9 protein-coding genes are annotated in these 14322 nt (G+C 54.6%); 8 read left to right on the top strand and 1 reads right to left on the bottom strand.

The annotated features are described in order from the left end of the window. The first annotated feature begins 64 nt into the window (after positions 1-64). From ORG26_RS21020 to ORG26_RS21030, 3 genes are all read left to right on the top strand, one after another. Positions 65-274 (top strand): hypothetical protein, encoded by a 210-nt coding sequence (locus ORG26_RS21020; protein ID WP_266365331.1) that lies wholly within the window; start codon positions 65-67, stop codon positions 272-274. Further along, positions 267-2966, top strand: coding sequence for a sensor histidine kinase (locus ORG26_RS21025; protein WP_266365333.1), 2700 nt, complete (start codon positions 267-269; stop codon positions 2964-2966). The genes ORG26_RS21020 and ORG26_RS21025 overlap by 8 nt, the downstream gene beginning before the upstream one ends. A gap of 97 nt (positions 2967-3063) precedes the next feature. Further along, positions 3064-3429 (top strand): response regulator transcription factor, encoded by a 366-nt coding sequence (locus tag ORG26_RS21030; RefSeq protein ID WP_266365335.1) that lies wholly within the window; start codon positions 3064-3066, stop codon positions 3427-3429. A gap of 14 nt (positions 3430-3443) precedes the next feature. On the opposite strand, the gene ORG26_RS21035 is transcribed toward ORG26_RS21030, so the two are convergent. Continuing rightward, positions 3444-3992, bottom strand: coding sequence for a dihydrofolate reductase family protein (locus ORG26_RS21035; RefSeq protein ID WP_266365337.1), 549 nt, complete (start codon positions 3990-3992; stop codon positions 3444-3446). A gap of 305 nt (positions 3993-4297) precedes the next feature. On the opposite strand from ORG26_RS21035, the gene ORG26_RS23560 reads away from it, so the two are divergent. The 5 genes from ORG26_RS23560 (at position 4298) to ORG26_RS21070 (ending at position 14252) form a co-directional block, all read left to right on the top strand. Beyond that, positions 4298-9184 carry a fibronectin type III domain-containing protein gene (locus ORG26_RS23560; RefSeq protein ID WP_323134307.1) on the top strand — a complete coding sequence of 1629 codons (4887 nt, stop codon included), beginning with the start codon at positions 4298-4300 and terminating at the stop codon, positions 9182-9184. Positions 9185-9409: 225 nt separating this feature from the next. Continuing rightward, positions 9410-11317, top strand: coding sequence for an acetate--CoA ligase (gene acs, locus ORG26_RS21055; RefSeq protein ID WP_266365339.1), 1908 nt, complete (start codon positions 9410-9412; stop codon positions 11315-11317). A gap of 261 nt (positions 11318-11578) precedes the next feature. Next, a complete protein-coding gene (locus tag ORG26_RS21060; protein ID WP_266365341.1) occupies positions 11579-12601 on the top strand; it encodes a hypothetical protein in 1023 nt (340 codons plus the stop codon). A 1-nt stretch (position 12602) separates the two neighbouring features. Then, positions 12603-13514, top strand: a complete 912-nt coding sequence (locus ORG26_RS21065; RefSeq protein ID WP_266365343.1) for a hypothetical protein — start codon at positions 12603-12605, stop codon at positions 13512-13514. 267 nt (positions 13515-13781) lie between these two features. After that, positions 13782-14252 (top strand): DUF1493 family protein, encoded by a 471-nt coding sequence (locus ORG26_RS21070; RefSeq protein WP_266365345.1) that lies wholly within the window; start codon positions 13782-13784, stop codon positions 14250-14252. The last annotated feature ends 70 nt before the right edge of the window (positions 14253-14322 follow it).

Genomic DNA, 14322 nt, shown 5'->3' on the forward strand with positions numbered 1-14322 from the left:
GGGTGAGCGGAGCACCAGCCACTACAGCACTGACCACTTCCGACTGTTTACCGCCCACTGGTTTATGAAATCGTACCGCCTCTTTTTTCTATTCGTGCTTTTCCTGCTGCTGTTCAACGAGCCGGTGCTGTCGATTGTCAACCGGGCGGAACTGGTGGCGGGAATTCCGCTTTTGTACCTGTATGTTCTGGTGCTGTGGCTGGTGCTGATTGGCGCCATCGCCTACGCGCTGTATCAATCGGAGGCCACCGAAGAAGCGACCGTAGATGAGTAACCTGACGCTGCTGGTAAGTGCCCTGCTGTACCTGAGTCTGCTGTTCTGGATCGCCTACCGCGCCGAACAGCGGAGTCGGCAGGGGCGCAGTCTGGTCAACAATCCGTACATCTATGCCCTGTCGCTGGCCGTGTACTGCACCGCCTGGACGTTTTACGGCAGCGTCGGGCGGGCCACGTCGGAAGGCATTCAGTTTCTGGCCGTTTACGTGGGACCGACCATCACGGCCCCGCTCTGGTGGATCGTGCTGCGCAAGACGATTCGCATCTGCAAAGCCCAGCGGATTACCAGCATCGCCGACTTTGTCTCCGCCCGATACGGCAAGAACCGGACGCTCGGCGTGCTGGTGACGGTGCTGTCGGTGATGGGCATCATTCCCTACATTTCCATTCAGTTGAAGGCCGTTTCGGGCAGCGTGGCGGTGCTTTCGGGCGAAGCCGGCGGGCAGACCGGGCTTCGGCACGACCAGTCGCTGCTGATTACGCTCTTTCTGGCGGTCTTTACGATTCTGTTCGGGGCCCGCAAACTGGAAGCCACCGAACGCCACGAAGGACTGGTGACGGCCATCGCCTTCGAATCGCTCGTCAAACTGGTGGCTTTCCTGAGCGTGGGGGCCTTTGTCACCTTCGGCCTTTTCAACGGGCCGGGCGAGATTTTTGAGCGCGCCAGCCAGCTTCCCGAACTCCGCGAACGCTTTACGCAGGGCCCCGGTTATTCCTCCGGCGACTGGTTCTGGTACTGCCTGCTGTCGGCGGTGGCGGTGCTTTTTCTGCCGCGTCAGTTTCAGGTGGCGGTGGTCGAAAACGTCAACGAGGCCCATCTGAACAAAGCCATGTGGCTCTTTCCGCTCTACCTGTTTCTCATCAATCTGTTTGTGCTGCCCCTCGCTTTTGGCGGAAAACTGCTGCTGGCGGCCGGGGTCAATGCGGATACCTACGTGCTGAGTCTGCCCCTGATGGCGGGCCAGAAAGGGCTGGTGCTGCTGGCCTACATCGGCGGATTTTCGGCGGCCACCAGCATGATCATCGTCGAGGCGACGGCCCTGAGCGTCATGATTTCCAACAACGTGGTGATGCCCCTGCTGGTCAGTCTGCCCGGACTGCAACGGTGGTTCGGACCCGGGTCGAGCGTTTTTGTCATCAACACGCGGCGGCTGGCGATCATGGTCCTGCTGCTGCTGGCTTATTTTTACTACCGCGAAGTGGCGGATTATTTTTCGCTGGTATCGGTCGGAATGATTTCGTTTGCGGCGGTGGCGCAGTTTGCTCCGGCCATCATCGGCGGCATTTACTGGAAACGCGGCGCCCAGTTCGGCGCCATCACCGGACTGGTAGCCGGGATGCTCATCTGGTTTTACACGCTCATTGTGCCGACGCTGGTGCCGGTGGGTTTTCTGCCCGCTTCCCTCATGACCGAAGGACCGTTCGGCATCTGGGCTTTGAGGCCACAGGCTCTCTTCGGCCTGGATTCCCTCAGTCCGATTTCCCACGCGGTTTTCTGGTCGCTGTTCATCAATACGGCGCTCTACGTCTGGGGGTCGCTCCACCGGGCGCAGAGTTCGCTGGATCATAACCAGGCGGTTCTTTTTGTGGATGTCTTCCGGTACCGCTCGGCCGTCGAATCGTCGGTGGTCTGGAAAGGCAAGGCGCTGGTGACGGACCTGCGGGCGCTGCTGGCCCGTTTTTTCGGCGACGACCGGTCCAACCGGCTCATCGAGCGCTACGTCCGCCGTAACGGCCTCAACGTCGTTCAGCCCTATGCGGACCCGCGGCTGGTGACCTATACCGAAAAGCTGCTGGCGGGTGCCATCGGCACGGCCTCAGCCCGCATCCTGGTGGCCTCGGTGGCTAAAGAAGAGCCGATTTCGGTGGAAGAGGTCATCCGGATTCTGAAAAATTCGCAGGAACTGCTGGCGGTCAACAAAGAGCTGAAGCGCAAGTCGGCGGAACTGGAACAACTCACCCAGCAGCTCAGCGAAGCGAACGAACGCCTGAAACGGGCCGACCAGCAGAAAGACGATTTCCTGTCGACGGTCACGCACGAAATCCGGACGCCCATCACCAGCGTCCGGGCGCTCTCCGAAATCCTGCACGATACGCCGGACATGGACCTCGCGACCCGGCAGCATTTTCTGGAAACCATCATCAAGGAATCCGAGCGGCTCACGCGGCTGATCAACCAGGTGCTTGACCTGGAGCGGATCGAGTCGGGGCGGCACAAACTGGTGCGCGAGCCCGTTTCCCTGCCGGAGATCATCCAGGATTCGGTCGAAGCCGTCGCCCAGCTGGCCGCCGAAAAACACATCCGGCTCCACTACCGCCCGACCGACCAGCCGCTGACGGTGGAGGCCGACCGCGACCGGATGCAGCAGGTCCTGATCAACCTGCTTTCCAACGCCATCAAGTTCAGTCCCGCCGAAACCGGCGAAATTGCCGTCCGGACGGAACTCCGGAACGGCCACTGCCTTGTCAGCGTGGCCGACAATGGGCAGGGCATCGACCCCGCTTACCAGAAACTGATTTTTGAAAAGTTCTACCAGGCTCACGACAAAGCCGTCCGGAAGCCAAAAGGCAGCGGCCTGGGACTGGCTATTTCGAAAAAAATCATAGAATTGCACCATGGAAACCTGACCGTGGAAAGTAGGCCGGGCCAGGGATCGACGTTTACGTTTGAACTTCCCGTGGCTGAATGACTGAATGACCGAATGACTGAACGCTTCGCAGCGCCAAAGTTGGTGCAGTCATTCAACCATTCAGTCATTCAACCATTTAGTCATTCAATCATTCCCTATGAAAGTCCTCATTGCTGACGATGAACCGAATATCCTGCTGTCGCTGGAGTTTTTGATGAAAAAGGAAGGATACCGGGTTTTTATCGCCCGCGACGGGAAGGAAGCGTACGACCTGATTCAGCAGGAAATGCCCGATCTGCTGCTGCTCGACATCATGATGCCCGGCATGGACGGGTACGAACTGTGCCGTTTTGTCAAAAACACGGAAGGCTTCCGGCACATGAAGGTGATTTTCCTCAGTGCCAAAAGCAAAGAGGCCGACCTGAAAAAAGGCTACGAAGCGGGCGCGGACCTCTACCTCCCCAAACCTTTCTCCACCCGCGAACTGGTGGCCAAAGTGGCGGAAATGAGCGCACAGGCGTAGCTTTCAGGCTTTCGTTAGCCCCGCAGCACTTCGTAGCGGCTCTGCACCATCCCGTTGGCGAAGGTTCTGGTTTCGGTATGCCGCAGATGCACGTCCGACCCCAGCGGACCAAACAGCGGCAGCCCTTCGCCCAGCAGGACCGGCAGCCGGGTGAGCGTCAGCGAATCGACCAGACCATCGCGCAGAAACCGCTGGATGGTCACTCCGCCGTCGATATAGATATGCCGACCGCCCTGTTCGGCGACGGTCTTCAATAGCTCGGCCGGGGGCATAGCCAGCACCGTTACCTTTTCCCGCAACGCTTCCGGGGGCTCGATGCCCGTGCTGCTCAGAACGATCACCCGCTTGCCTTCGTAGGGCCAGGCGTCGAACGTCAGCACTTTCTCGAACGTCATCCGCCCGGTCACCAGCGTGTCGATGGAATCATAAAAGGTCTGATAGCCAAAATCCTCTCCGGGCAGAGCGTAGCGTTCGTCCGTCAGCCAGTCGATTTCGCCGTTCGGGCGGGCAATGAAGCCATCCTGGCTCAGGCCGATAAAGACAGAGACTTTAGGGTGTGTCATGGGTATATTTCTCGCAGATTTTCGCTGATTTCATTTTTTCTACGTCGCAGCGGCGAACCGTAAATCTGCGTCCAAAATCAGCGTAAATCTGCGAGAAACAAAACGAAAAATCCACGAGCAACCAACTTTTTCGCTCCACCGATTCAGCCCGTTTTTCCGCCAATTCGCCCCTGCTTTCTATCGGTTCATGCATGAATGCGTACTCATCCGTGCGGGTGAGCGGTAGCTTGCGGCGTCTTTTATTCCCCGAAAAGCGTGCTGTACCCTGTAAACACCCCGGAGGGGAGCGGGGGATTTTATTTTTTATGAAACAACAAATTCTATGGACTCTGGTCTGGCTGCTGATGGCGTTCAGAAGCCTGGCCGCCCCACCCACCACCACGGAAGCCATCCGGATCGACCAGTTCGGGTATTTGCAGAACGCCCGGAAAGTGGCGGTCATCATCAACCCGCAGGTCGGTTCCAACGCCAACCGGCCGTTTCAGGCGAGTACGGGTGCCAACCAGTACCAGGTCCGCCGCTGGACCGACGATGCGGTGGTGTTCAGCGGGACGATCCAGGCGTGGAAAGACGGCGTCACGCAGACCCAGTCGGGCGACAAGGGCTGGTGGTTCGACTTTTCGACGGTTAACACGCCCGGTTCGTACTACATTTTTGATGTGGGTAACAACGTCGGTTCCTACCGTTTCGAGATTGGCGATGCTGTTTACAACGAAGTGCTGAAAGCCGCCGTCCGGACGTATTTCTACCAGCGGATTAATTTTGCCAAGCAGCCGCCGTTCACCGACCCCAAATGGGCCGACGCCGCCACGCACGAAGGCCCGGAGCAGGACCGCGCAGCCCGGAGCCGCTTTGCCAAGACCGACCCCCGCACGGCCAAAGACCTGCACGGCGGCTGGATGGATGCCGGTGACATGAACAAATACGTGACGTTTGCCGAGGAGCCCGTCGTCATTCTGCTCGAATCGTACCGCCTGAACCCGTCCGTTTTTACGGATAATTTCAACATTCCCGAATCCGGAAACGGTATTCCCGACATTCTGGACGAGGTGAAATGGGAACTCGACTTCATGAAGCGCATGCAGGACGCCACCGGCACGGGCGGACTGTTCCTGAAAGTCGGGGTGGACAATTACAACGAAACCAACCCGCCCAGCGCCGACCGGCGGCCCCGCTACTACCTGCCCGAATGCACTTCCTCGACGCTCTCTGGCGCGGCCATGTTTGCCGTCGGCGGAGCGGTGTACCGGAATATTCCGGCCCTGAATGCCTACGCCCAGGACCTCATCGCCCGCGCCGAACGCGCTTTTGCCCGTGGCCGCGAAACGACGAACGGGTTCACGACCTTCCAGACAGCCTGCGACGACGGCGACATCAAATCCGGCGATTCGGACAAACCCGCCAGCATCCAGTTGCAGTCGGCGGTGGTGGCGGCGATTTACCTGTTCGAGGCGACGGGCAAGGCCGAGTACCGGACGTTTGTGGATGACTACCACAGCCGCATCGACCCCATTGCCAACGAGTGGTGGGGACCGTACCTGATGCACGTTCACACGGCGCTGCTGCGTTACGCCGCCAACCCGGCCGCTACGCCTTCTGTCGCCTCGCTGATTCGCAGTCGGAAAGCCCAGAACAACGGCGTGCTGTCGATCAACGATTACAACGCCCGCAACGACCTCTACCGGGCTTACATGGCCGACGCGCAATACCACTGGGGCAGCAACCAGGTCCGCGGAAATGCCGGGATGCTGAACATGGACTTTGCGGATTTCAACATCAACCCGTCGAACAAGGCGCTGTACAAAGAAGTAGCGGCCGAATACCTGCACTGGTTCCACGGCGTGAACGCCCAGGGGAAGGTGATGCTGTCGAACATGTACGCCTTTGGGGCCGATAATTCGCAGAACGAAATCTACCACACCTGGTTTGCCCACGGCACCGAATGGGACAACGCCCTGACCTCGCCCCGCGGTCCGGCCCCCGGCTACCTCACGGGCGGCCCCAACCACATGGACCAGTACGACGGAACGGTCGGCGACATCCGAAACGAGCCGTTGCAGAAGCGTTACCGCGACTGGAACACCGGTTTTCCGGAAAATTCGTGGATTTTCACCGAAGTCGCCATCTACAACCAGGCTCCGTACATCGCCCTGCTGAGCCGACTGATGACGCCGACCACCGACCCGACCGATACCGAGGCGCCCACGGCCCCGTCGAATCTGGTGGCTTCGGACCTTTCACCCTATTCGGTGAAACTGAGCTGGAACGCTTCGGTGGACAACCGGGCGGTGACCGCCTACGAAATCTACCGCGACGGCACAAAAGCGGCCGAAACGCCGCAGACGTTCATCAGCATCGAGACACTGGCACCGGGCACGGATTACGTCTTTACGGTAAAAGCCATCGACTTCTCGGCCAACCGCTCGGCGGCGAGCAATGCCGTGAACGTCAGCACGCCCGCGCCCAGTCCGAACGATTATATTCTTTACGGCGATGCGCTGCGGCACACGCTGCAAAACTGGTCGTGGGGCAGCACCAGCAACACCGCGAACACCGACCCCGTGAAGATGGGCGAAAAGTCCCTGAAAGTGGACGTGACCGCCGCCTGGGGGGCGCTGAGTCTGCGTAACAGCGAGATTCTGCAAACGGCCAATTATCCCGGCGGTGTGCAGTTCTGGTTTTACGGTTCGGAAAAGGCCGTGCGCGTCACGGTGAACACCACCGAAACGGCCGAACCGTCGAACTCCTACCGGATTTCGGCCGAGCCGAACACCTGGACGCTGGTCCGGATTCCGTGGAGCGAGTGGGGTAGTCCGTCGCAGATTCAGCGGATCAACATCATGGATGGCTCGGGCGGTCCGCAGAGCTTCGTGATCGACGACCTGCGTCTGATCGCCGGAGCCAGCACCCCCGACACCCAGGCCCCGACCACGCCCGGAAACCTAATGGCCTCCGACGTGACCGGCAACAGCCTGAAACTCTCCTGGACGGCTTCGACAGACAACATCGGCGTGGCGGCTTATGAAGTTTACCGCAACGGCACCCTGTTAAACGGTAACGTGACGGGCACTTCGCTGGACGTGACGGGCCTCACCTGCACGACGACCTATAATTTTGCGGTTCGGGCCAAAGACGCCGCCGGAAACGGGTCGCCGAATACGCCCGCTATTTACGTTACGACGCCTTACTGTCCGACCAATGATACGCAGGCCCCAAGCGTTCCGACGAACCTGACGGCGACCAATGTCACCGCCAGCGGCCTAACTCTGAGCTGGACGGCTTCAGGCGATAACGTTGGCGTGACGGCCTACGAGGTGTATCAGGGGACAACGCTGGTCAACGGCACGGTCAACGGAACGTCGCTTTACCTTTCAGGGCTAAGTTGTAATACGGCCTATACTTTTACCGTAAAAGCCAAAGATGCCGCCGGAAACGTGTCTCCTGCCAGTATGGGCCTGAGCGTCACCACGCTGACCTGCGTGGATAACGAGGCTCCGACCGTACCGACGAACCTTGCGGCGAGCAACGTCACGGCCAACGGCCTGACCCTGAACTGGACGGCTTCGACGGACAACGTGGGCGTGACCGCCTACGAAGTGTACGGGAACGGCACGCTGCTGAACGGCAATGTCACCGGCACCACGTTGAACATCGGCAACCTGACCTGCGGGACGGCCTACACGTTCACCGTACTGGCCAGAGACGCGGCGGGCAACAAATCGGCCCAGAGTGCGGCGGCGAGCGCCACCACCGCCGGATGCCCGCCCACCGGCACGGACCTGGTGTACGACGAGGCGCTGAATACCGGCTGGCAGGAATGGTCGTGGTCGGTAGAGCGGAATTATTCGGCCACAAATCCGGTCAAAGCGGGGCAGCACGCGCTGGCGATCACTTATACCGACGGCTGGGGCGGCTGGTCGGTGATCCGCAACACGCACTTCGTCACGACACCGCAGACGGTCGTTCGGTTCTGGATTTATGCCACGACCAATAAAACGATTGGGGTGTACACCAATGCCGAAAACGAAAGCCAGCAGAGCCCGGCGGTCTCCTTCGTGCCCACGCCGAACACCTGGCAGGAAGTGGTCATTACGATGGCACAACTGGGCAATCCGGCCCGGATCAGGCGCATCACCGTGCAGTCGCAGGCGTCCGGAACCAACCAGATTTATCTCGATAACCTGCGCCTCGAACCGTCTTTCGGCGTATCGGCCAGCAACGTCACGGCCACGGGCCTGCGCCTGAACTGGACGGCTCCGGCGGAAATCAGCGCGGCCAGCTACGACGTGTACCGCAACGGAACGCTGCTAAACGGGAACGTCACCGGAACTTCGCTGGACGTGACGGGCCTGACCTGCGGAACGGCTTACGCTTTTAACGTGATAGCGAAGGAAGCGACCGGCACCCGGACTGTGCAGAGTGTGCCCCTGAGCGCCACGACCACCGCCTGCCCGAATTCCTCGGCGGTCGAAATGATTTACGACGATGCCTTCAATACCGGCTGGCAGGAGTGGTCGTGGTCGCTGAGTGCCAATTACAACAGCACCAACCCGGTTAAAGCGGGGCAGAAGGCGCTGGCGCTGAGTTACAGCGGCGGCTGGGGCGGCTGGTCGATCATTCGCAACAGCCACTTCACGCCGACGCCGCAGACCACGGTTCGGTTCTGGCTGTACGCCACCACCAACAAGACCCTCAACGTGATGACTTATGCCGAAAACGAAAGCCAGATGAGCCGGACGGTTTCCTTCGTCCCGACGCCGAACACCTGGCAGGAGGTCGTCATTACGATGCCGCAGCTGGGCAATCCGGCTAAAATCAAACGGCTGGTCGTGCAGTCGGGGGCTTCCGGGGCCAACCTGATCCACCTCGATAACGTCCGCTTCGAAACGCCCAACAGCGGGGCGCGGATAGCCTCGGCTTCGGCGGAACTGCCCGGGGGGAGCCGGATGACCGTCAGCCCGAACCCGAGTAACGGCCCGGTGCGCATCCGGGTCGTTGCCAGCGAAGGCGGGGAGGCGAGGCTGAGCATTGTCGATCAGGCCGGTGTGCCGGTCTACAGCCAGATGGTGTCGTCGCAGGTCGGGGAGAACGAGTATACGCCCGATCTGAGCCAGGCCCCCGCCGGTGTTTACCTGGTGCAGTGGCAGACGCAGACCCACCGACTTGTCCAGCGGCTGGTGCTGATCAAATAAGCTTTAAGAGCCCACTTTAGTGGATTGTTGATAATTCGGAACCGCCGTATTTCCATTGAGAAGACGGCGGTTTTTGTTTTTTGCGCACTCAAGCATAGAAGCCTTGTTCTTCTTCGAAGAAACTATATCATTTTAGCAAAGTTTTCTGCGTATATCCCTACTTTTCCCTAAAACCTTTCTACCTTTAACCATCCGTTTATCATTATTCCTTTACCGTGTTGAATTATGAGAATCCGAACCTTTGACCAGTATCAGGAAGCCTACCGTCACAGCGTAGAAGATCCTGAAGGCTTTTGGGCCGAAATAGCGCAGGAATTTCAGTGGCGGAAACCCTGGAAGCGCGTTCTTCAGTGGAATTTCGAGGAACCGAACGTAAAATGGTTCATCGGCGGAAAACTGAACATCACCGAAAACTGCCTCGATCGTCACCTGAAAGACAAAGCCGACCAGCCCGCCATTATCTGGGAACCCAACGACCCCACCGAGCCGACCGTCACGCTGACCTACCGGATGCTGTACGACCAGGTCTGCCGCTTTGCCAACGTGCTCAAACGCAACGGGGTGAAGAAAGGCGACCGGGTTTGCATCTATATGCCGATGGTGCCCGAACTGGCCGTCGCCGTGCTGGCCTGCGCCCGGATTGGTGCCATTCACTCGGTGGTCTTTGGCGGTTTCTCGGCCCAGTCGATTGCCGACCGCATCAACGACGCGCAGTGTTCGGTGGTCATCACCTCCGACGGGGCCAACCGCGGCAACAAGCAGATTCCGATGAAAGACACCGTCGATGACGCCCTGATCGGTTGTCCGTCGGTGAAGAAGGTCATCGTGCTGACCCATACCCGTACCGCCGTGGCCATGCTGAAAGGCCGCGACGTGTGGTGGGAAACCGAAATGAAGCAGGTGACCGCCGAATGCGAGGCGGAGGAAATGGACGCCGAAGACATGCTGTTCATCCTCTACACCTCCGGCTCGACGGGCAAACCAAAGGGCGTGGTGCATACCTGCGGCGGCTACATGGTCTATACGGCCTATACCTTCCAGAACGTGTTCCAGTACGAACCGGGCGACGTGCATTTCTGCACGGCCGACATCGGCTGGATTACCGGTCACAGCTACATCCTCTACGGCCCGCTGGCGTCGGGAGCCACTTCGCTGATGTTCGAGGGCGTTCCGACCTGGCCGGATGCCGGGCGGTTCTGGGACATTGTCGACAAGCATAAAGTCAATATTCTCTACACGGCCCCCACGGCCATCCGTTCGCTGATGGGCTTTGGGCTGGATTACGTGAAAGGCCACGACCTGAGCAGCCTGCGTATATTAGGCTCCGTTGGCGAACCGATCAACGAAGAAGCCTGGCACTGGTACGACGACAACATCGGCAAAAACCGCTGCCCGATTGTCGATACCTGGTGGCAGACCGAGACCGGCGGCATGCTCATCACGCCGATTGCGGGTATCACCAAAACCAAACCGGGCTACGCGACCCTGCCGCTGCCGGGCGTGCAGCCGCTGCTGGTGGACGAGGCCGGGAAAGAAATCGAGGGCAATGGCGTCAGCGGCAACCTCTGCATGAAATTCCCCTGGCCGGGCATTCTGCGCACGACCTACGGCGACCACGAACGCTGCCGCCAGACGTATTTCAGCGCCTATCCGGGCCTGTATTTCACCGGCGACGGCTGTCTGCGCGACGAGGACGGCTACTACCGCATCACCGGCCGCGTGGACGACGTGCTGAACGTATCCGGCCACCGCATCGGTACGGCGGAGGTCGAAAACGCCATCAACATGCACACGGGCGTGATCGAAAGCGCCGTGGTGGGCTACCCGCACGACATCAAGGGGCAGGGCATCTACGCCTACGTCATTGCCGAAAACGATACTGACCACGACGTAGATCTGGTGCGCCGCGACATTCTGGCGACCGTCAGCCGCATCATCGGGCCGATTGCCAAGCCGGACAAGATTCAGTTCGTCAGTGGTCTGCCGAAGACCCGTTCGGGCAAGATCATGCGCCGCATTCTCCGCAAAATCGCCGAAGGCGACACCTCCAACCTCGGCGACACCACAACGCTGCTCGACCCGGCGGTGGTGGAGGAAATCAAGGCCGGTGCGCTGGTCGAGGTGAAGGCATAAGACACTCTATTTTGGGTTTTGATTGGTAAAAGCGCCGGGCCGTTGTCCGGCGTTTTTATTGGGGAAGAGGTTGGGGCATGTTTGGGTTGATAAAAGCCGTTGAAGGGTTTGTGGTTTATCTTAATTTATTGATTTATAGGATATTAATTAAAATTCGGCGGCTTTAACAGAAGCTGATTTTACTTTTGGCCGGGTAGTTGTTATTTTGTCAAAACTTTCGGCTATTTATGAGTTGCAGCAAGTAAAAAACATTTCAGAATTATGTACATACATACAATTGACTACGACAAAGTAATTAAAAGCAGGTATGTTACTGCGGTAACAAATTATAGATATGCACTAAATTATCTCGTCCCATTAATAGACCGTCTGGATATTCAAAGAAATATCCAGGATAGCAAATTCTATAGCCGACTTGAAAGGGACTTGGTGAAAGGTTGCATTATGCCGCCTTTAACACTTGCTTTTATCGACCAGAATGCCATAAACATTGAGGATAGTAAGGCCTTTTCGATATATTTCGAAGAGAATATAAAGGAAGGATTTATACTTGATGGTATCCAAAGGCTAAACACATTGCAGCGAACCTTTAAAAAATATGATGGCGAATTGGATTTAAACAGAAACCTTTATTTGAATATAGTAATATGTTCTTCAATGGACAATTTGCTTTATCGAATGATTACGCTTAATAATGGCCAAAAACCAATGTCTGCACGTCATCAAATTGAAATATTGACAGCTAATTTATTTGAATTTGAAGGCTCGGAAATGCCAATATTTACAGAACGTGAAGCTAAAAGGTTAAAAATAAAAGTGGCATTTAATAAAAGTGATTTTATAAAAGGATATTTAGGATTTTTAGCCAACTCAACAAACATAGAAAACCAAAAAATCATTGAGGAAAAGCTGGATGAGCTAATTGCTGATAAAATTCTTGATTCAAATATTACCGAAGATGAACTTGAATTCTCAGATATAGTTGGTATTATTAATAGATTTAGTACAAATGATAGATTGTTCAAGTGGTTCAAAAACGCAAATAATTTTATTGGGTTCTGTGTAGGGATAAAGTCAAATTATCAAGTCATAAATTCAACTAAAACAGAGTCGTTTAATGACTCCGTTCGTCTATTCGAGCAGGCTTTTGAATCTTTCAATTTTTCGAAAATAAAAGTTGGCAGAATTCGTAGGAACTTAGTAAGCTATTTTATAAAGAATTATGGTGAACTTAGTAATACTGATGTTTTAGATTTAGTTGACATTTTATCGCAAGTCGATTGATATGACAGCATTCGAACCCTTTTCGTTCAAGGAGTGCTTGCCGCCAAGGTCTCATTCCGCATTGTCACCAATTTTACATGTTAAGCCGAAGCAGAATTCCGAAGTTTTACTTTTACGTTTACTCTCAGGTACATTAGACCTTAAAAATAATACAACAGGTATATTAATAAATCAAAGGAACAACTACACATTATTTGACTTTAGGCCAAATCAAAGAATATCCGCAACGGTAATACTTAATGTATTCTCAATAGATGGAATTAGTGAAGCAAAAGTTTTCAACTACTATAAAGAGTGTTTCAAGTTTGGGAATCGTAATCTATTTAAAAACTTATTACTTGAACTGAGTAATTATTTTTATCAAACTCAAAAGAAATCTCATGCGACTGCATTCTTGCACTTATACCGTTCATTTGAGTTAATCTCTTACTGTTTTCCTTTATTTTATGCATCTAAGTCTACAAGTTATGAAAAGACGTTTATAAGCTTAAAAGAATATTTTTCAAAGGCTGATGGGGAGAGACCTTTTTTTAAAAAATTTGTACATGATCATTTATTTGCAAGCGATTTACGACTAGACCAGACTTTACCAATAAAAATTACAGCTCCTAAGCCCGAGCTACAAAAACAGTACTTCGATGCACTAAAAAGGTTATGCGATGCCAATTCGAATATTGACGTTAAGTCTGCAACACCAAACATAGAAATTGTAATATCAAGAAAAGGCTTAACTAGTCTTATAATTGATTTAAGGAATAGATACTTTCATTTATTGACGGGAGATTTTAACGACAACTTTAGCTCTGGTGAATTAGCCGAAATTGATCAGTGTTTTGTTTTATTAAATGACATAATATTAAATTGGCTATCTGTTATTTATTTTCAGATAGTGAAAAAAACAATAAGCCCATGATATAGCAATTCACAAATAAACTTTCTTTGGTAAGCCAGCCCTCGCTCTACCATGATTCACCACCAATTCGCAGAGCGGGCCAGACGGGTTTTGGCGGAAGACCCAACGGTTATCGGCCTGTCCGTGGCTGGCTCCTGGCTGACCAACGAACTTGACTAATTCTCCGACCTTGACCTTGTCTTGGTTACAAAAACGAAAATTTTCACCGACCGGGAGGTTCCTTAATCTTCTAAACAACGCCAATATTCTGTTCGTGATATGATCTTTATGACACAAACCATATTTTACACCGACTTTAAAACCTTACGATCAGCCTACATCGAGGTAAAGTCGTTTATTGAAAAAGAAGCTGGCGACGAGGTGTCTTCGTTGAACACTAAAATTGAAGATGATTTAGGCTGTGCAGGGGACGATAATTATGAACTCCTTGAAAAGTTCGTCGCTAAATATAAATTGGACGCTACTGGGTTTAAATATTCAAAACACTTTCTTTCAGAAGGCGAACTTTTTGGTTCTGGGGCGGCACTTTTGACACTTTTGGCGTTGCCTTTTGTAATTACGTTTCGGTTGATTAAGGGGTTAACGCGTGGAAAGGTTGACCTAAACAAAGCCAATTTAATTCCTGATTGGCAGCGGCAAACAACAGACATAACATTCGGTGACCTGTTGACCTGGTATCTAACCGGTCAATACAACCTTCGGGCAAACGTTGTGGTACGATTAGGAAACGCCGGATAACTAGAGTTTGCCGCAATAACTGCTGATCGCCAACAGCCTTTCGGGATGGAAGCCCGCCGAATGCCACGAC

It is taken from the genome of Tellurirhabdus rosea, assembly GCF_026278345.1.
GTDB classification, from domain to species: Bacteria; Bacteroidota; Bacteroidia; order Cytophagales; family Spirosomataceae; genus Tellurirhabdus; species Tellurirhabdus rosea.